Annotated in this window: 20 protein-coding genes and 2 other annotated features; of the genes, 13 read left to right on the top strand and 7 right to left on the bottom strand. The window is 39.6% G+C overall.

The window, feature by feature from the left end:
- Positions 1–130 precede the first annotated feature (130 nt).
- From N521_RS11195 to yfkAB, 3 genes are all read right to left on the bottom strand, one after another.
- Positions 131–541 carry a nuclear transport factor 2 family protein gene (locus N521_RS11195; RefSeq protein WP_224562626.1) on the bottom strand — a complete coding sequence of 137 codons (411 nt, stop codon included), beginning with the start codon at positions 539–541 and terminating at the stop codon, positions 131–133.
- Positions 542–632: 91 nt separating this feature from the next.
- Positions 633–1,469 (bottom strand): mechanosensitive ion channel family protein, encoded by an 837-nt coding sequence (locus tag N521_RS11190; protein ID WP_025206933.1) that lies wholly within the window; start codon positions 1,467–1,469, stop codon positions 633–635.
- Positions 1,470–1,476: 7 nt separating this feature from the next.
- Positions 1,477–2,598 (bottom strand): radical SAM/CxCxxxxC motif protein YfkAB, encoded by a 1,122-nt coding sequence (gene yfkAB, locus N521_RS11185; protein ID WP_017358799.1) that lies wholly within the window; start codon positions 2,596–2,598, stop codon positions 1,477–1,479.
- Positions 2,599–2,745: 147 nt separating this feature from the next.
- Between yfkAB and N521_RS11180 the strand changes: the two genes are divergently transcribed.
- Together N521_RS11180 and pdaA are read left to right on the top strand one after the other, a co-directional pair.
- Entirely contained in the window at positions 2,746–2,937 is a 192-nt protein-coding gene (locus N521_RS11180) for an SE1561 family protein (RefSeq protein ID WP_003218031.1), read from the top strand.
- A 102-nt stretch (positions 2,938–3,039) separates the two neighbouring features.
- The gene (pdaA, locus tag N521_RS11175) at positions 3,040–3,825 is read left to right on the top strand and encodes a delta-lactam-biosynthetic de-N-acetylase (RefSeq protein WP_035391337.1); all 786 of its coding nucleotides are present in this window, start codon (positions 3,040–3,042) and stop codon (positions 3,823–3,825) included.
- A 39-nt stretch (positions 3,826–3,864) separates the two neighbouring features.
- On the opposite strand, the gene N521_RS11170 is transcribed toward pdaA, so the two are convergent.
- The 3 genes from N521_RS11170 to N521_RS11160 all read right to left on the bottom strand — a co-directional run bounded on the left by N521_RS11170 (position 3,865) and on the right by N521_RS11160 (position 5,991).
- Positions 3,865–4,359, bottom strand: coding sequence for a DUF2716 domain-containing protein (locus tag N521_RS11170; RefSeq protein WP_035391335.1), 495 nt, complete (start codon positions 4,357–4,359; stop codon positions 3,865–3,867).
- 34 nt (positions 4,360–4,393) lie between these two features.
- Positions 4,394–5,353: a magnesium/cobalt transporter CorA gene (corA, locus tag N521_RS11165; RefSeq protein WP_007496624.1), complete on the bottom strand. Its 960-nt coding sequence runs from the start codon at positions 5,351–5,353 to the stop codon at positions 4,394–4,396.
- Between the two features lie 131 nt (positions 5,354–5,484).
- Positions 5,485–5,991 (bottom strand): hypothetical protein, encoded by a 507-nt coding sequence (locus N521_RS11160; protein ID WP_007496625.1) that lies wholly within the window; start codon positions 5,989–5,991, stop codon positions 5,485–5,487.
- Between the two features lie 433 nt (positions 5,992–6,424).
- Between N521_RS11160 and N521_RS11155 the strand changes: the two genes are divergently transcribed.
- Both N521_RS11155 and rlmD read left to right on the top strand, forming a co-directional pair.
- Positions 6,425–7,294: a DNA-3-methyladenine glycosylase family protein gene (locus N521_RS11155; RefSeq protein ID WP_035391333.1), complete on the top strand. Its 870-nt coding sequence runs from the start codon at positions 6,425–6,427 to the stop codon at positions 7,292–7,294.
- Positions 7,295–7,396: 102 nt separating this feature from the next.
- The gene (rlmD, locus tag N521_RS11150) at positions 7,397–8,782 is read left to right on the top strand and encodes a 23S rRNA (uracil(1939)-C(5))-methyltransferase RlmD (protein WP_419761245.1); all 1,386 of its coding nucleotides are present in this window, start codon (positions 7,397–7,399) and stop codon (positions 8,780–8,782) included.
- Between the two features lie 275 nt (positions 8,783–9,057).
- On the opposite strand, the gene N521_RS11145 is transcribed toward rlmD, so the two are convergent.
- Entirely contained in the window at positions 9,058–9,420 is a 363-nt protein-coding gene (locus tag N521_RS11145) for a DUF1433 domain-containing protein (protein WP_035391331.1), read from the bottom strand.
- A gap of 50 nt (positions 9,421–9,470) precedes the next feature.
- Between N521_RS11145 and N521_RS11140 the strand changes: the two genes are divergently transcribed.
- The 9 genes from N521_RS11140 (at position 9,471) to thrS (ending at position 19,670) form a co-directional block, all read left to right on the top strand.
- Positions 9,471–10,886 carry a hypothetical protein gene (locus N521_RS11140; RefSeq protein ID WP_035391329.1) on the top strand — a complete coding sequence of 472 codons (1,416 nt, stop codon included), beginning with the start codon at positions 9,471–9,473 and terminating at the stop codon, positions 10,884–10,886.
- Positions 10,887–10,898: 12 nt separating this feature from the next.
- Entirely contained in the window at positions 10,899–11,204 is a 306-nt protein-coding gene (locus N521_RS11135) for a hypothetical protein (RefSeq protein ID WP_007496635.1), read from the top strand.
- Between the two features lie 322 nt (positions 11,205–11,526).
- A complete protein-coding gene (locus tag N521_RS11130; RefSeq protein WP_079919183.1) occupies positions 11,527–11,937 on the top strand; it encodes a DUF6508 domain-containing protein in 411 nt (136 codons plus the stop codon).
- A gap of 26 nt (positions 11,938–11,963) precedes the next feature.
- Positions 11,964–12,482, top strand: a complete 519-nt coding sequence (locus N521_RS11125; protein ID WP_035391324.1) for a hypothetical protein — start codon at positions 11,964–11,966, stop codon at positions 12,480–12,482.
- Between the two features lie 133 nt (positions 12,483–12,615).
- Complete coding sequence (locus N521_RS11120) at positions 12,616–13,443, top strand: MerR family transcriptional regulator (protein WP_035391322.1); 828 nt, start codon at positions 12,616–12,618, stop codon at positions 13,441–13,443.
- 26 nt (positions 13,444–13,469) lie between these two features.
- Positions 13,470–14,657 carry an MFS transporter gene (locus N521_RS11115; protein WP_035391321.1) on the top strand — a complete coding sequence of 396 codons (1,188 nt, stop codon included), beginning with the start codon at positions 13,470–13,472 and terminating at the stop codon, positions 14,655–14,657.
- A 190-nt stretch (positions 14,658–14,847) separates the two neighbouring features.
- Positions 14,848–15,678 carry a DNA alkylation repair protein gene (locus N521_RS11110; RefSeq protein ID WP_035391320.1) on the top strand — a complete coding sequence of 277 codons (831 nt, stop codon included), beginning with the start codon at positions 14,848–14,850 and terminating at the stop codon, positions 15,676–15,678.
- Positions 15,679–15,952: 274 nt separating this feature from the next.
- The gene (locus N521_RS11105) at positions 15,953–17,137 is read left to right on the top strand and encodes a DUF1835 domain-containing protein (protein WP_035391318.1); all 1,185 of its coding nucleotides are present in this window, start codon (positions 15,953–15,955) and stop codon (positions 17,135–17,137) included.
- Between the two features lie 74 nt (positions 17,138–17,211).
- Positions 17,212–17,436 (top strand) — a binding site (T-box leader).
- Positions 17,437–17,474: 38 nt separating this feature from the next.
- Positions 17,475–17,699 (top strand) — a binding site (T-box leader).
- A gap of 51 nt (positions 17,700–17,750) precedes the next feature.
- The gene (gene thrS, locus N521_RS11100; protein ID WP_035391515.1) at positions 17,751–19,670 is read left to right on the top strand and encodes a threonine--tRNA ligase; all 1,920 of its coding nucleotides are present in this window, start codon (positions 17,751–17,753) and stop codon (positions 19,668–19,670) included.
- The last annotated feature ends 34 nt before the right edge of the window (positions 19,671–19,704 follow it).

Genomic DNA, 19,704 nt, shown 5'->3' with positions numbered 1-19,704 from the left:
TATTCACTCTCTTTCAATTAGTAAATACACAGTATGAGGGTCCCCATGCTGCATGAAATCAATCTGCTTTCTATTATACATGAATCAGTCAAGAGGATAGAAGTAAGACGGCTGAAAAGAAAAGAATTCCTTAGCTGATATGTCCAAGTTGTTCAAGCGTCTTATTTTTCTCATGCGGTCTAGTCAGCTCATCACACCGAATGATTCTACCATCTAATAAAGTAAATAACGCCATCACATCTATTAGACCATGGTCTCCTGTGGACAGCTCAACATGTACAGTGTAACGAAAACACCCTTGCTGAGTCTCTTCATCAAACAACATATCATGAAAGGCGGGGATGTCGAGCTGTTTGGTCATGACTTTTAATGTGGAGAGATGCTTTTTAAATTCATCAAGGGAAGAGACCTTTCCATCAGTGACTTGCTGATAATCTGAAGAAAAATAAGTCTCCACCTTTTCTATATCTAATTGGATTAACACCTCTTGATACATTTGCTTAATAAAAAAAATCGCTTCAGTTTTTCTCAATGTAAACATCCTTTCTTTTAGTTAACCGGTGAACTATATAATATTATAATTAACTGGTTAACTAAAAACAATCAAAAAAATAACCCCATCACAAATGAGGTTATTTTGCAGGCTGTGGATAGACGAGATCCTCAAGCAATTTCACATCATGCTGATGAAGTTGTGTGATCATTTCTTTTCGCACAGCGAGGGCGGCTTCGAAGTATTTTTCATCCTCGACCATTCCTTTTACGGTGATCTCAATCCCGCGATTCAATTTATTGAGCCCCATAATGCCATGAACCTGAAAAGGTTCAATGGCGTTTTGGAATTCATCTTTTTTCAGTAAATCATGATGCATTTGATTTAACTGATCACATGCTGTTTCTAGCGCCTTGAAAGCAATGTCAGGATTTTGGTTTGCGCTGATCAAGACTGACTCTGTGATACGCATGTAGTGCATATTGTAGTTTTGGATTTGACGAATGTCTCCGTTTGAAATGGTTAACAGCTTGCCGCTCCATTCTCTAATTTGCAAAGACCTGAGACCGATTTCTTCAATGGTTCCGTTAAAAAGATTATTGACCGTCACATAGTCACCTTTATGAATTTGCCTTTCATAAATGAGGAAGATGCCGGCTAAAATATCACGAATCAAGGTCTGAGCGCCAAAACCAATGACAATTCCAGCAACACCAGCCCCCGCAAGAATCTTCCCAAAGTCATGAAAAAATAGAGAAATCACATATAAGACAAAACATATGGAAGCTGTATACTTTGAAACCGATTTGACCAAGCTCTCAATCGTTTTTTTCTTTTTATCTTCAATGAATTCAGTTCGTTTAAAGAAAATCTGAAGCGCTTTGTTGATCATAAAGACGGCAAGCCAAAGAATGAGTCCAACAAGGAGAATTTCAATGTATTTGTTCTTGACCACTGTCAGAAATGTTTCGTCCATCTATCGGTTACCCCCTGGCTGTACGAGAAGTAAAATCAACATCTTGATAATAACTGTTTTTCACAAGAACATTTGGACCAAGGCATTGCACACTTGGGCAATGACAATTCAGTTCTTTTGCCAATTTTGTGTTCATCCAGCGTGTATAAGCTGATTGCAACGTATCGGTTTCAATATTTCCTAATGGCGGTGTATCGCCAAAGTCTGTCACAATAATATTCCCATCAAAAATATTCACATTCAACCGTGAACGGCCATCAGGGTCATTTCGTACTGTCACATTTTTCGCTTGACGCAATCGAGTCAAGAGGCGCTGGTCTTCTTCATCTGTGCTGCATGAATAAAATGGCAATGTGCCAAACAGCATCCATGTGTTCTCATCACGAACATCGAGCAACTGATGAATCGCATCCCGCATTTGCGGAAGCGACAATGATTCAAGGGCGCTGGCAAAATCACTTGGATACATCGGATGAACTTCGTGGCGCTGGCATTTCATCTCGTCCACGATTTGACGATGAATGTGTTCAATATAAGGAAGCGTACGCTTATTCAGCATCGTTTCAGCAGATACGGTTACACCCGCTTTCACAAGGGCCTGACTATTCTCAATCATGCGGTTAAACAATTTCTCACGCTGCTCAAAGGTTGGCTTTCGGTCCATCATTGCAAAACCAACCGTAGCAAACTCTTCGACCGTCCCCCAGTTATGTGAAATGTGTAGGACATCCAAGTATGGAATAATCTCTTCATATCGAGCCAAATCAAGTGTTAAATTCGAATTAATTTGGGTACGGACGCCGCGTTCATGGGCATACTTTAATAAAGGAACGACATATTCCCGTACAGATTTCAGAGACAGCATCGGCTCTCCGCCTGTGATGCTAAGGGAACGCAAGAGCGGTACTTCATCTAAACGGCGAAGCAGTAAATCGAGTGGCAGTGCATTCGGATCTTTTGGCTGCAAAGTATAGCCAACCGCACAGTGCTCACATCTCATGTTACACAACGTCGTTGTCGTCAATTCAATATTTGTCAGCTTCATTTCTCCGTAATCCTGCACATCGAGATAGGCTTCCCAAGGGTCGAATGCAGGTGTAATCGGACGAAGTGCTGTTTTTTGGTTCATGGTATCTATCTCCTTTTCATTCGGGCAAACATAGACCCGCCAACAGTTAATTTTAAGCCCCATCACCGTTATACGCAAGAGGGGACACAATTGATTTACAAAGGAAAAAAAGATAAGCTATAAACAAATGCTAAAGGGAGTGTATCTATGGGCAAGGCAGCAGACAGCAAAGAGCAGCAGGTTGATTATTTAAAGAACCGATTAGATATGTTTATGAATGTGATTGATTCATTAGATCCTGAATCCACAGACGTTGAGGATATAGACAGACTCATCCAGATGATTGACGACCTAGAAGCGAAATATGAACGATTTAAAACCGATTGGAAGGAAGAATAGCTCGCGCTGATGCGGGCTTTTTTCTTTAAATTGGCAGGTCAAAAAGTGTATGAGTACCCGGTATATTCTGCACAATAGAAGAAAAACCGGGAAGTGACTTAAATGAAAAAATGCATACTGATCTGTCTATGTGCGCTTTTTGTATCGATGCCTTTTTCAAACTTAGAAGCCGTGTCTAATCAGCCGATTCATTGGGGATTTGCTAAAAGCAAAGAGCACAAGCCAGCAGATGCCGGCAAGGAACTGAAGACACTCTTAAAGAAATATGATGCTTTCTATTTAGGAAATACGAAAAAGAAAGAGATTTATTTTACTTTCGACAATGGCTATGAAAATGGGTACACACCCAAAATCTTGGACGTGCTGAAAAAGCATCAAGTACCCGGCACCTTTTTTGTGACTGGGCACTTCGTAAAGGACCAGCCCAAGCTCGTCAAACGTATGGCAGAGGAAGGTCATATTATTGGCAACCATTCCTATCACCATCCAGATTTAACAACAAAGAGCACGAAAGAAATCAAAGAAGAGCTAGATCGTGTCAATGAAGCGGTATACAAAATCACAGGAAAACAAGATAACCTCTACCTTCGTCCACCGCGCGGGGTGTTCAGTGAAAGGGTACTAAAGGAAACGAAACAGCTTGGCTACCAAACCGTTTTCTGGTCAGTAGCGTTTGTAGATTGGCACATCCACCATCAAAAAGGAAAACAGTATGCGTACAATCAAATGATGAAACAGGCGCATCCGGGTGCCATTTACTTACTTCATACCGTCTCAAGGGACAATGCCGAGGCACTTGATGATGCCATCACTGCTTTAAAAAAACAAGGATATACCTTTAAAAGCTTAGACGATCTCATGCTTGAAAAAGTATGGCATCTCCCTTAGCTATAGAAAAAAGCTTGCAGACACTGCAAGCTTTTTGACTTATCCTTCTCTTATTTTACGCTGGAACAAAAGGGGACGATGACGAGTAAAGGAGTCAATCAAGCCCTCACCGAAAATCGTGATGCTTTGCTCCCAAGGATGTCCTAGTAAACCCCAGGTCATCTCTTTCGATAAAAAGAAATAGTAATCCCCATTTGGGAGCACAGGGACTCTCCATTCTCCAAATTCATCTTTTTCAAATGAGCCGTATGGTGTGATCCAATAGCATTCGTGCTGCCAATCAAGTACCAGCATATATTCGCCGGTTCCGGTGATATTCTCCTGAAAAGACAGCAGTGCCTTCTTTTCAAGGTCTTCATCCGCACTTAGGAGAGAAGGGTCCTCGAAATAAGCAGAGATATCATATGTGATGTAAGGAGATGGTGCTTGAAAACCGGGAAAGCGAGAGATGCTTGGGTTAAATTTAAACTCTTGATCAAATGTTTTCCATGCGTACTTTAGTTCTTTGTCTGTCAGTGGAATCCAGTTTTCCATAGTATCTCCCTTTCAAGCACTTCTCTCAAAAAAACTATTTGAAAATCCTAAACCATCCTTTATGTTTAAACCACAAAAGCATCCCTGAGACAAGCAAACCCATGAAAATCAGTACGCCAAAATAGCCATATTTCCAGTGTAATTCAGGCATGTTATCAAAGTTCATCCCATACACCCCAACAATAAAGGTCAGTGGAATAAAAATCGTCGAGACAATGGTCAGTGTCATCATGATGGCATTCATTCGATTGGAATTTAGTGTTTGATAGCTGTCTCGTAAATCGGCTGTCATATCACGGTTTGACTCAACGATTTCTGTTAGTTTCAATAGATGATCATAAATATCATTAAAATATGCTTGCCGGTTTGCATCGCTTTTCATCATATTCGTGTTCACAATTCGATATAAGAGGTCCCTCATCGGAATAATGGTTCTGCGCAGTTTGAGCAAATCGGATCGAATACCGAATACTTCGTTCATCAAAGTACCATACGTTTTATGCCCTTCTTCATCCTCGATTTCATTGAGCCTGTCCTCAATTTGATAAATAATAGGAAAATAATCATCGACGAGCTGGTCAATCAGCATATAAGCCATATGCTCTGGCCCGCTCTCTCGTGCTTTATCAGACCCTTTGAGCTTTCGAATGACTCGATCAATGTAGGGGGCTTCCTTCAAATGAAAAGTAACGATATAGTTTTCTCCAACAAACAGGTCGACTTCTTCAGATCGAAGTGTTTTTTGATTGAGGGCATGAAGGACGAAAAATAAATACCCTTCATAAAAATCAAGCTTTGGCCGCTGTAAATAATGGAAGCAATCTTCAATCGCAAGCGGATGGAACTGAAAAAATTCCTTTAACAGTGCTGCTTCCTTTTCCGTTGGCGCATAAAAATCAATCCAATACCAGGCAATATCGGGGCTTGAAAGCTGCTGCAATGTTGCATGTTCAATCAAGTCGCCGTTTTTTGTCACTGCAAGTTTTTTCAGCATGTGCACCCCTCCAGACTTGCATTATATCATGAAGCAGCAGCGGTGAACTTATACGTTTTCACCATAAAAAAGCCGATCTCATCGCTGAGATCGGTCCAATGTGCGTGTATGATTGATGGATAAAGCGAGAATTAAGGACGACGGAAGTTGACGAAACCACCGTTACGGTCGAACCAACCTCTAAATGCCCAGTTGATGTAACCGCCATCACCTTTGTTTGTGAAAGATCCATTTTCAAATACCCAAACTCCGTACGTAATGCTTCCGTATTTAACAGTAGCAAACGTTTTAACACCGTTGAAACGAGTCTCATAGCCTTGGCTTAAGTTAAAGACCATGACATTGTATTTTGCGCCAGCAGCATAGAAAGCAGACTCCATTAATCCTTTGACAAAGCCTTCACGGTTCGTGTTAGCATTTGCAGCATTAATTAATGCATTGGCAATTCCAAGTACGTCAAAGTTAATGTTAACATTTGTCGCATTTGTCGTTGCTTTACCTTCAGCAGCTTTGTTTAACACAGTTTGCTGAATAGTTGTTGAAACTGGAGCAGTTTTTTGCTCAGCAGCGTCAGCGAATACTGGTAGTGTCGAAGAAACAGCAGTGGCAAGGGCAACAGAAAGAATTGTTTTTTTCATTGGTCGGATCTCCTTTGTTTTTAAATTTTGGGTCTTCTTTTAGTAAAACGTGAAACTAGGTGAAGCCGGTTATCAATGAGGTAAATATGTTCCTGCAAGATGAAACAAATGATTGCCTAATCCGCTAATTCCTTTGTTCACCTCCTTGATATGTCATAATTATACAAATATTTTTGAAATAGAAGATATCACCCATAGGTTCTATTTCTAATTTAAGGAAAATGATCCTAAAATGTTGAAGATTGCTGTCGAATTTTAGCTGAATTCGACTAAAAATTTTCATCTATCCAAAAGGAGAATGACCATAAATAAGGAAGATATAACTGATAAATTCTTGTACTCTTTATATTTAAAAGTATTCAATATAGAGAATCATTCATGCAAAGTGAAACAATCACATCTGCGTGTGTTGACAGAAAGGAAGAGGAAAAACATGTGGGAAAAACACCTATTGGTTGAACCACCCTATCACTTCGATCAAGTGCTGAGACGTTTATCGAGCGATCCATTAAAGGCGGTCGATCTGGATAAAAGAGAAATCAAAGTACCGATGAGGCTGAATCATAAACCGTACATTGCAGTCGTTCAAGCGACAGGAACAAAAGAAGCACCTTCGTTCCGGGTACAGGCTAACGGGCCGGAGGAAGCCATCCTTTCTGAGGTGAAGCGGATATTTGGCATGGAACATCAATTACATGCTGTGCATGACCATTTTGCTCAAACAAATCTTGCGCCCATTTTTGACCGTCATATCGGAACGCCGCTTATGCTGGATTTCCATCTATATCATTGCTTGATGAAATGCATCATTCATCAGCAGCTCAATCTTGCATTTGCTTATGAGCTGACGAAACGGTTTGTTCATACGTATGGTGAGCAAATCGACGGCGTCTGGTTTGACCCTTTACCGAAAACCATTGCATCACTTGAAACCGACGATTTGAGAAAACTGCAATTCAGTCAGCGAAAAGCGGAATATGTGATTGATGTCTCAAAGCGAATAGTGAGCGGCTCTCTGGATTTAGAGGAATTACACGACTTAACGGATATTGAAATTGAAGAACGTCTGCTTCCGATTAGAGGGATTGGACCTTGGACGGTTCAAAATGTCCTCATGAATGGACTAGGAAGACCAAATCTCTTTCCAATGGCAGATATCGGGATTCAAAATGCGATCAAACGTCACTTTGACCTGCCAGAAAAGCCAACAAAAGAAGAGATGGCAGTTTTAAGCAAGGAGTGGGCACCTTATTTAAGCTACGCCTCCCTTTATTTATGGAGAAGTATAGAGACAGATAAATAATTGAAAGGCATTTTCTCTCTTCGTCCAAGTCGTGATATACTATTCAGATGGAATAAAATGAGGACAACCGATAAAGGTTTAAATAGAACGGAGAGAATAAACGTGAAAGAAAAACAGCAAGGAGCCCTTCTGCAAAAGGGGCAGCAGTTCCCGCTTACCATTAAACGCCTTGGCATTAATGGGGAAGGGGTCGGTTATTTTAAAAAGCAAGTGGTCTTTGTCCCAGGTGCACTTCCAGGTGAGGAAGTAGTAGTTGAAGCAACGAATGTTCAAGCGAAATATGCAGAAGGTACGGTGAGGAAAGTTCGCAAGCGCTCAGAACATCGAGTGAAACCGCCGTGCTCAGTATACGAAGAGTGCGGAGGCTGTCAGCTTCAGCATTTGGCATACGAGCAGCAATTAAAGGAAAAACGCGATATTGTCATTCAATCAATGGAGCGTCATACAAAGCTGTCGGTTGAAAAGATCGATATTAGACCAACAATCGGTATGGAAGATCCATGGCACTACCGGAATAAAAGTCAGTTCCAAGTCGGAAGATCACATAGCGGCGACATCATCGCAGGGCTTTATGGGCTGAATTCTCATAAACTTGTTCCGATCAAGGAATGTATCGTCCAGCATCCGAAAACGAACAAAACAACAGGCGTCGTCCGCAAAATTTTAGAGAAATTCGGCGTATCTGTCTACAACGAGCGGACAAGAAAAGGCGACGTGCGCTCGATTGTTGTGCGTGTCGGCTTTGAAACAGGTGAAGTACAAGTCGTCCTTGTCACATCAAAGCCTGAGTTTCCAAAGAAAAAAGAAATCGCCGAAGCCATTCAAAAACGTCTGCCAGAAGTGACGTCTATTATGCACAATATCAATGGCGAAAAAACGTCAGTCATCTTTGGGCATAAAACATCGCTCCTAGCTGGCAACATGGTCATCCAAGAATTTTTAGGAGACGTCTCATTTGAATTGAGTGCACGGGCTTTCTTCCAATTGAATCCGAAGCAGACATTAAAGCTTTACGACGAAGCGAAAAAAGCGGCCAAACTGACTGGCAAAGAAAAGGTAGTCGATGCGTATTGCGGTGTTGGAACCATTGGAATGTGGCTCTCAGATGGAGCAAAAGAAGTAAGAGGTATGGATGTCATCAAAGAATCAATTGATGACGCGAAGAAAAATGCCAAAAAACACGGCATGAAAAACGCAACTTATGTGACAGGCACAGCTGAACACTGGCTGCCAAAATGGGTCAAAGAAGGCTTCCGTCCTGACGTTATCGTCGTCGACCCGCCAAGAACAGGCTGCGAACGCACTTTCCTAGACACCGTCAAACAAGTCAAACCAAAACGCTTTGTCTACGTCTCTTGCAACCCATCTACACTAGCAAAAGACCTCGAATACATGTCAAAAGACTACAAGATCGAATACATGCAACCAGTGGATATGTTTCCGCATACGGCGCATGTGGAGTGTGTGGTGTCTTTAGTCCTTAAATAATAGTGGGCAAAGAACCGCAAAAGGCCATTATGATCATTTAACCTTCTAATATGATGTAATCACCAAATTTTTTTCTGTTAAGTGAGCTTAAATATCATCAGTCATGTTTTATCAATGGAAGTTTTATATGAATATATGCATGGTCTTATCGCAGATGGTATCTATGGTCCAAAACCAAAGAAAAAAGCGCAGCTCGAAGCCTTCTTGAAGTAAACAAATAGTCCCCTTGAATTTTCGAGGGGACGTTTTTGTTTATTCGATGATTTATTCTCTTTTTAATACTCGCATACTTTATTTTCGCACTCAGGTTTTTCTTTAGCATCTACAGTGAAAGATATGACTTCGTCATTGCCTTTATCATAGATTCCCCATATTTCTTTTTTCTTATTTTCATTGAGATAACCATTAATTTCAATACCGCCCATTGGGTTTATCTCATAATCATCAGTATAATCAATTCGTTTAATATCATTATAGTTTGTTTTAATAAAGTCAGTCATTCTTTTCTTAGCCAAGGAATACAATTCTTCTTTTTTAGCTTCTTGGGCAGCTGTTTTTTTGTCGTGTTGTTCCTTCATAAATATCCCTCCAAGTGATATAATAACCAAAGTCATAAGGATAATTATGTATTTTTTCATAAAACCATCCTTTCTATCTTAGATTTTACATGAGAGAAGGGGCATTGTACATGAATACAAAGACGGACATACCTAATTTAACAGATAAAGATTATTTTTCTCTGAGCCAAAATACATATAGTGAAAAGAAAATGAGAAAAGCCTATGAGAATAAGACACCACTTGTAAATGATTCAAAAAAAGCTTTTTACGTAGATAAAATCAAAAAAGACCCAGACACAGGGCTAGATGTTTACGTATTTGTCCAAGCCAAGAAAAAAGAAGGTAAATGGGTTAAACCAAAAGAGCCTGAGAATGTTGTCGTAGGTTTTCAAGGAACGAATCAAGAACAAATCAAAGCTGACGTGATAAGTGCAGATGGCGGCAACGTGGTAATGGGTCAAGACCCGAAAAAGAAAGTCAAATACATCATGAAAAAAGAGGCACCTGAAAACTCTAAAGCGATTACCAAGTATAACGGTAGTATGGAACAAGCCATGTTGTTGAAAAGTGGAGAATACAAAATTGTCACTAAGACATCTCAATTTGATCAAGGTGATAAGCTCGTCGCCAATGAAGTGAAAAAGTATGCTGGCACTAATACAGTGATTTCAACAACGGGACACTCACTTGGAGGGGCAGATGCGGAATACGCTGGTGTAAACAATCATGTTTACAGTGTAGCCTTTAACAACCCTTCCATTGTTAAGCTGCATGATGAAGAAACACAGAAGAAAATCAGAAACGGCGAATTTGATTTGTATCATAAAGCCATCATTAATCCCGATGATATGGTGGGGGCAGGTTGGTTGTTGGAATATGACAGGCACAACGGAACGACAATTTATACGAAAGATCCTAGTCAATCACGAAGAGAGCGTATAGATCGGTTTGTGTCTCCGCTTGGTGTTCCTGGGGTTTTAGGGAATTTGATTACTTCCTTCTATGGCCAAGCATTCGCAAAAGATCCGGATACTCATAGTTTAAATGAGTCGAACTTTACATTTGATAAGAATGGTCATATCAAAAGTGTGGATGGAAGCGAAGGTGTTTATAACCGGAATATCGAATCGTTCTCATCTTATTCAGGTATGAATGGACAAACCATCAAAGTGGATGCTAAATATGCAAAAGAATTAGCTCATCGATTACAGGCAGCTATCGAAGACTTAAAAACAAAAAAACAAGCAATTGAACAATTCCCTCATGATCACAGCAAAATGGTGTATGACGTGAAATCTATTTGCGGAAAAAGGTTAGGAGAATTCAAGGATTTAGATCCAAGTGACGTTGAAAAAGCTATATTGTTTCACGCCCCTTTTGTGAAAGATGGAGCAGCATTTTATGACTCAGAAGAACAGTATCAAACTGAGGCTTCTCTACATTATTTGATTAGAGATTTAGAGGATATTAGTGAGTTTATTGTGAAAATGGCGGAGGATTTAAAAGATAAGGATAATGAATTAGCAAGATGGTTACGGTTGTAAGGGGGATTTCAATTGCCATATGGAGTTAATATGGATGCAGATGAGTTTTACAGACGATTACAACAGAATGAGGAATTAAAAAAAATTGTAGGTTCAAGTTTAAAAACGCATTGTCAGCATCTAAAAGAGGACACAAAACATGCGTCAGACTTTTCTTCAGCACAACAGGTTGTAGCTGAAGTGTATGTTGCTTTACTCTCTTCATTTGAAGGAAAAGCTAAGGATGCATTGGTACAAAGACTCAATGAAAATGCGAAGATGCTGACAAATGCAACAGAGAACAGAAGTGCCTTTCTAAGAAGTATAAAGACAAAATAGTGAACATAACCTCTTCGCAACGATGTGACAGAGGTGTTTTTATATTTGAGAATCGTCTTATAAATTCCTTGACGCTTTATTCACAGCTGGTATCAGCTTATTATTTAATATGACACATAAACATTGACAAGCAAGATGATTAATACCGTGTATGTGAAGACAGTTGTATCGATGGTACGAGTGTAAAAAGTGAAATGAATAAAAATGGTTCGTGACTTGAATACTGGTTTCTAGTTTGTACGATGATCACGGACTTTTTTATTAACTTATTCATAGAGATCGATCAAAGAATTTTTAATTCATGAAAAGGTGGAGGATGAGGTTGAGTCAATTTGAGATTTTAACAAACTATATCCCTATGCTTCAAGGCGATGATATTGGTGAATGGGTCATAGATCAAGAAAATGACGGAACAGCGGAACACCCGATTCAGATACCCTATGTGAATTATTCCGAAACGGTCCGTCGTTTTATCGAGGATGTCTATACATTTGCAGAACAGCATCAAGAACTGGAGATTACCCGCTATAGAGAGATCCTCAAAGAAAATGGAATTGAATGGGGAATGAACGACATGGAGGATGTGGACGCTTCCAATTTAAATTCGCAGTGTGTACTGGCTCTCATCATGGGGGTTCTGAGAGCTGAACGATTTTGCGAGGGTGTTATACTCGATTTCTTTAAAAACGGAGCTATTGTCAAGTGGCTTGAAAGATTGGAACGTTTGGAGTAAGAGAGACTAGATTTCGGGGTGATCAATTGAAAAACAAAACAGATGTATCCCACATGTTTCCTCCTATGAAAATAGAAGAAATTGATCATATTTTATTATATGATCTTGATGCAATAAAAATGGAAAAAGAAGATGAACGTATAAAATTCATTTTACAAGATCCCTATTGTCCTGATAAACATCATATTCACAGTGTGTATGTCATCTATAAAAGGTCTATACTCAATTTACTTGAAGGTAGGATTCGTTCTATTCATAGTCATGAATTCATGACTGCTAAGAAAAAGGATCGAACAATTTCTATAGAAGATATAGAATATGTATTAGAGATCGCTACAGTTGTGGTTCTTGCAAGTGAAAATAATGGAATATTGACGAATTATTTTTATAGTGGAGTCGGACAAAGGTTAGATTGTATTTTTCATCTATGCTTAGGCTATTCAACAGATTTACAAAAGAAAGAGCATAAAGTAAGTTTGCAACGATTTATGGATGATATAAAGATTGTTGAAGCGATGGGATTGTTAGCAAAAATAGTAGGATAATGAGCAAAACCTAGATTTTAGAGAAATCTAGGTTTTTTCGTCTTTTGAAAAATTTAATCAACTTCATTTTGACCTTCCCCTTAACTGAAAGGTTTATACTGTGATCAGATCAACAAATCGGAGGAGATGCAGGATGTTTAAGATCGGCGATTTTTCTATGTTAAGTAAAGTGCCTGTCAAAACCTTAAGGTATTACGACCAAATTGATTTATTAAAGCCTCAGCAGATTGATCAAGATTCGGGATACCGTTATTACTCAGCTGAACAGCTGCTTGAGGTCAATCGAATTTTTCTCTATAAGGAATTAGGCTTTACGTTAAAGCAAATGGGGCAGCTACTTCGTGAAGATATTTCTGTCGAGCAGATTCAGGGCATGTTTCTCTTGAAAGAGAGTGAGATTCAGCAATTGATCGAAAAAGAACAACAGAAATTAGCCCGTATTAAGGAGCGGATGCACCTCATCAAACGAGAGGGGTGTGTTGAAAAAGAACAGGAGGTCATCATCAAATCTGTTGAAAGCAAACGCATCATGTCTTTTCAATCCAACGGAACTGTTGAAGAAATCCCTTCATTCTTTCAAATGTTTCATCATTTATTACATAAACATCAACAAGAATCGATCTCGGGACCACAAGTAGTGCTATGGAGAGAATCACTGGATAAAGAAAGTGAGTTTGAATTTGAGGTGGGGTATTCCGTCAAATCGTTAAGGTGCTCTCTTCCTCAGGGAATGACAATTCGCACGTTACCTGCAGAAGACACCATGGCAACACTCTTATTTCATTCCCATTCTCCATCCGCACAAACTGCTTGTGTTGATCTGGCGACATGGATCGAACATAACGGATACCGCGTGAAAGATGATCAGCCGGGCCGAGAAATCTATTACCCATTGTCAGAAAATGAAGAAGGCAGACTCATTGAAATTCAAATTCCTATTAAAAATGAAATCAAATCGTAAACATGGCCCAAAGGAGAAACGTCACGATGCAAAATAAAACCGTTGTCTATTTACTTGCTTTAGCAGCTTTTTTAATCGGAACGATCGAATACATCATTACTGGCATTATTCAAATGGTCGCATATGATTTACATATCACAACGTCTACAGCTGGCTTATTGGTCACATCTTTAGCACTTTCGGCCGCAATCGGTGCACCGATTGTCATCGCACTAACCATCAATATGGACCGCAGAAAAATATTAACATGGACGCTGATCATTTTTATTTTAAGTAACTTCATCACAAGTATCAGTCATTCGTTTGAAATGGTCATGATCACAAGAGTTTTACAAGGAATCAGTGGGGGAACGGCGATTGTAGTGGCGATGGCGGTTGCAACTCGTCTTGTAGAACGGGAAAAAAGAGGAACAGCGATTGGCATCATTTTAATGGGATTAAGCAGCTCCTTGGTTTTAGGCGTTCCAATCGGGACATTTCTAAGCAGTATGATCGGATGGAAAGCATTATTCGCAGCCATTGGAGTGATCACGCTTATTCCGCTGATTGTGGTGTATAGGCGGATCCCTTCTATGAAAGAACAAGAACCGGTGACGCTTCGTATGCAATTATCGATTTTAAAAGACAAGCGTATATTACTTGCAGTGGCAGTGACGCTATTTTATGTAGGTGGATATTCCACGTTATTTACCTATTTAACGCCCTTCCTGCAAGCATCAGCCAACCTTAGCATTACAGAAATCAGTGGCATTTTGTTACTAGCGGGAATATGCAGCTTTTTAGGATCAAGCCTTGGAGGGATGGCAGCAGATAAAAAAGGACCCATCTTCACGATTTTTTCTGGCATCATCTTGCAAATCATGATGCTCATGCTACTAGCATTTGTCACAGGGAATCTCGTGGTCATGGTGGCTGTTATCATGATATGGATGATCGCTACATGGAGTACATCACCAGCTCAGCAGCTATATCTTGTAACCCTTGTTCCAAAATCTCCTGATATTGCATTAAGTGTCAATACATCATTTATTCAATTCGGATTTGCTTTAGGATCGGGGTTAGGGGGGATTGTGTTGAGCAGGACATCTATATTGCACCTGAGCTGGATCAGTGCTGGAACGGTTCTTCTCGCTTTACTCATGACCATCTTGATGGTGGCGTTTGACAGAATCTCTCAGCAGAAGAGTTTGAAGGTGATCGAGCAAGGAAGGTAACTTAAATTCAATTTTGTATGGAAGGGACTACTTATTTTGGGTAGTTCCTTTTTGGTTTGAAGAATGCACCAGTAAAGTGGTTTATTTGATACAATAGGGAGCAATATCCAAAGATTGAAGGCATTCATATATTTCTTTTAAAAACGATGAATATCAAACAAAAGAACCACTAGACGAGGAGAGAAAATAAATGCAAATCAGCGAAGAGATCATCAATCGAAAAGGCGCTCGAAAGGGGACTGATATCCCTCATGACGTCTTGTTCCTTTTGAATCAGGGAAAAATAGAGAGTGTGAATTTAACTGAATGGCTGGCTGTCAATCATCTGACGTTATTACGTCATGTTTTGCCATCCGTTGGTTTAGACCATCATTTAGACGATGTATCATCTGATGTCACTCAACAAAAGGCTGAGTCTGGAATGAAAGCAATTCGTCTCATCGGTCAATTGTTAGATGAAGTGTTACAGAAAGAGAATGGGGAAAAACAAACGGAAGTGCTACAGGCGTTTACTCACCATGTATCTGATAGCGTCCGCTGTTGGGCTGCTTATATGAACAAACACCGTTTATCAACTTTGGAAGAGAAATTGGCGTACATTCAGCCATTTGCAGCTGATCCTCATTTTGGAGTTCGAGAAATTGCGTGGATGTCAGTGAGAGAAAGCCTAACGGATCAGCTCGATCAAAGTATAGAACATTTAACAGCATGGGCTAAAAGTAATGATGAAAATATTCGCCGATTCTCAGTAGAAGCTATTCGCCCAAGAGGTGTTTGGACAATGCATATTGAGTCATTAAAACAAGAGCCAATGAGGGCACAGCCTATTCTAGACTTGCTCAAATCTGATCCATCAACATATGTTCAAGATTCTGTAGGAAACTGGCTCAATGACGCTAGTAAAACACAACCAAATTGGGTCATAAACCTGTGTGAACAGTGGTTGAAGGATTCTGATACAAAAGCAACTAGGAGGATTGTCAAGAAAGCCAAAAGAACGATTGTGAAGGGGAACTTGTGAAGAAGTACATAAACTGAATTTCCCCTTTTGGAGGGTATTTCTATCAATAGATCATTAGAAAGAAAGTCTCAAAGTTAACTCAGTAAACTAACTGCCCCATTTCGTGGGGTTTTTCATTTTTTATAAAAAATCTAGTCTCCTCAATTCTGCATTCTTTATATAGATCTTATCCTCTCATCGTCGTACTTTTGAATGAAATTGACTCAATAGAATTGACGTAAGAACCATGAATAGGCGAAGATGATATAAAATGTAAGATAAAGGGAGACGAATAATGATACATATCGTATTTGGGGCAGCAACTGCTGGTAGTTTAAAACAAGCATTACGAGAAATGAAGCAAAAACCAGTGGAAGACATCATCACCTTTGATGATATCTACTCCATTGGCCCACTTACACACTTACATGAACGTCAAGGACAAGAGACTCGTATTGAGTGGCTTCGTCATGTCATGTCCAATGAGTTTGGTAGATTTGATGATATGGTCATCGATCAGCAAATAATGATTCAACAAGTGAAGGATATAAAAGATGGATCACATTTAATGATATGGATAGGCAACAATGCACATGAACAAATAGGTCTACGATTTGCCATCTATTTATTAAAAGGAAAAAACGTGGACGTGTCTGTCATCAATACAGCGATTGCATATGATCACCATTTTAATACAAAGACGTTTCGCATGGACCTTCGACATACTGGGGAAATCCCATCTGAAAAATTTAAAATTATTTATGAAAGTAAAAATCACTTTCACACCATTTCCAAGGAAGAAAGAGAACGATTACAAGAAGAGTGGCTTCACATTGCCGAAACAGATCATACGCTGCGGATATGGCGAAGTGAACAAACAATTAACGTACCAGAAGATGAATTTGATGCTTATTTAGTAAAAATGGCTAAGCGGCTTCATCTGTCCGAGCCAGAAGAGGAATACATTGTAACTCCACGCTTAATTGGAGAAGTCCTTGGTCATTTAGAACAATATATCGGAGATGATTTTATTGAGTATCGGCTAAAGAAGCTGATTGATCAAGGTGTTTTTGCTATGAAAGGAAAACGAACGTCCATGCGTTATTACTCGATAAAACTGACAACATTTGGTCAGGAATTCAAAAAATGGGTATGTTGTCGTGATTTTGAGCACCAACCTTATGTGAAAATTGAAGGAACCTATGGTGGCGAACCTTTTCAATGCGGACATTGTCAATGTCATTTAGAAAGAGATGATGTACCTATAAGCGATGTACTATTCTCTAAAATATGGAATTGGGCCATACAGTATGGTTGTTGGTTTGATGAAGAAACAGATGACTTGCTGCCAGAAGGGGTAGAAATGGAAAAGAAATTTAATCAAGCAGGGGAGTGTATAACGGAAGAAGTGAAGAATGCGTTATCTCCTAAGTATCAAGTCGAATATAGCCCCAGTGAAATGACAAGACATTTCATTTAGTGAATAAAATTCAATAGCACTATACAAAATAAATCTTTACATCATTCCCCATCATCATGTAATATATGGAGAAATCAAAAGCGAAGAAAAGGACATGAGCAGCTTTTATTGGTTCACAGAGAGGGAAGTCACGGTGAAATCTTCCTAACGCAGAAAAGTTGTCTTACCACCTTTGAGCTGTATTGGGGAAATTACAGTATCCAATACCGTCTACGCCACGTTACGGCACCAAGAGCCATAAAGCGAAAACGCGTTATGGGAATTTGGGTGGAACCACGGATCACACATTCGTCCCTTTATGAGGGATGGGTGTGTTTTTTTTGTTTACTTTTATAGCATGATTGCTTTGAAAAGGACATGAGTAGCTTTTATCGGTTCACAGAGAGGGAAGTCACGGTGAAATCTTCCTAACGCAGAAAAGCTATCTTACCACCTTTGAGCTGTATTGGGGAACATTACAGTATCCAATACCGTCTACGCCACGTTACGGCACCAGAGCCATAAAGCGAATACGCGTTATGGGAATTTGGGTGGAACCACGGATTACACATTCGTCCCTCTATGAGGGATGAGTGTGTTTTTTTATTTCAAAAAAGAGAAAGGTGTGTCAGTGATGAGAGAAAAAATGGTGAAAATTCAATTTCCAGATGGAAAGATCAAGGAGTTCTCCGCAGGTACGACAGTCGCAGAGGTTGCCTCCCATATTAGCCCAAGTTTAAGAAAAAAAGCAGTAGCGGGAAAGATCAATGATCAGACAGTGGACTTAAGTTATCCGTTAAACAACGATGCGGGGGTTTCGATTCTAACACTTGATTCAAAAGAAGGGCTGGAAGTGTTACGTCATACAGCTACACATGTATTAGCCCAAGCTGTGAAAAGGTTATATGACAATGTGACACTGGGGATCGGACCTGTCATTGAGAATGGATTTTACTATGATATGAAGCTGAATCAAACGTTAAGCGTAGAGGATTTGGCAATGATTGAAAAAGAGATGAAAAACATCATAAACGAGAATCACCTTATTCAAAGAATGGAAGTCTCTTACAAAGATGCTGAAGTGATGTTTGCACATGATCCATATAAACTGGATATTTTAAAAAGTCTCCCTCGACAAGAAGCCATCACGATTTATCAGCAAGGAGAATTTATCGATTTGTGCCGCGGTCCCCATTTACCTTCTACAGGGTATTTAAAGGCATTTAAACTAACACGTGTGGCAGGGGCTTATTGGCGGGGAGATAGCAATCAGGATGTCTTGCAGCGAGTGTATGGTGTAGCGTTTCAGCATCCAAATCATCTAGCTGATTATCTTCATTTCATGGAAGAAGCAAATAAACGTGATCACCGGAAATTAGGGAAACAGTTATCCCTCTTTATGTTTTCAGAAGAAGCGCCAGGCATGCCGTTTTATTTACCAAAAGGTCAGATTGTCAGAAATGAATTAATGGCCTTTTCTAGAGAAGTGCGAGGAAAAGCGCAATATGAAGAAGTAAGTACGCCATTTATGATGAACCAAGAACTTTGGGAAAAGTCAGGTCATTGGGATCATTATCATGAGAATATGTATTTCTCAGAAGTAGACGATACAAGTTTTGCTTTAAAGCCGATGAACTGTCCAGGGCATATGCTCATGTTCAAAAATAACTTATATTCCTATAGAGACCTTCCAATTAGAATGTCTGAATTTGGTCAGGTGCATCGTCATGAATTCAGCGGAGCATTAAATGGATTGTTCAGGGTCAGAACATTTTGCCAAGATGATGCCCATATTTTTTTGAGAGAAGAACAAATTGAAGCTGAAATTAAACAGATTTTCCAATTAGTTGATTACGTATATCGGACATTTGGTTTTGAGTATTCAGTCGAACTATCCACTCGTCCAGAAAAAGCATTAGGGGATGACGCTATTTGGGATGTATCCGAAAAAGCGCTAAAAAATGTGCTTGATCAGTTAAAGATTGACTACTACTTAAATGAAGGAGATGGGGCATTTTATGGTCCGAAGATCGACTTTCATATTCAAGATGCACTAAAGCGGAGCCACCAGTGCGCCACAATTCAGCTGGATTTTCAAATGCCAGAGAAATTTGATTTAACATATATCAACGAGAAAAATGAAAAGGTGCGGCCAGTTGTCATTCATAGTGCCATTTTTGGTTCACTTGACCGGTTCCTTGGTATTCTCATTGAACATTTTGCGGGCGTCTTCCCGTTATGGCTCGCACCAATCCAAGTACAAATCATACCTGTCTCAAGCGTTCACCTTGATTACTGCATAGAGGTGCGGCAGCAATTAAGAAATATCGGAATTAGAGTCACAATCGATGAACGGGATGAAAAACTCGGCTATAAAATGAGAGAAGCACAAATGCAAAAAATTCCTTATATCGCTGTCATTGGAGATACAGAAATGCAAGAAAAAACACTGAACATCAGACAACATGGAGAAAAAATGTCAAAGCTGCTGTCTATTGATGACTTTAAACACTTGGCAGCCCAGCAAATAAAAGACAGAACAGCTCAAATATGATGTGCTGATTTCATGAAGAAGGATAAGACGTTCA

This window comes from Bacillus sp. UNC125MFCrub1.1 (assembly GCF_000701305.1).
Lineage (GTDB): Bacteria > Bacillota > Bacilli > Bacillales > Bacillaceae > Bacillus > Bacillus altitudinis.
This window is presented reverse-complemented; position numbering and strand designations above follow the sequence as displayed.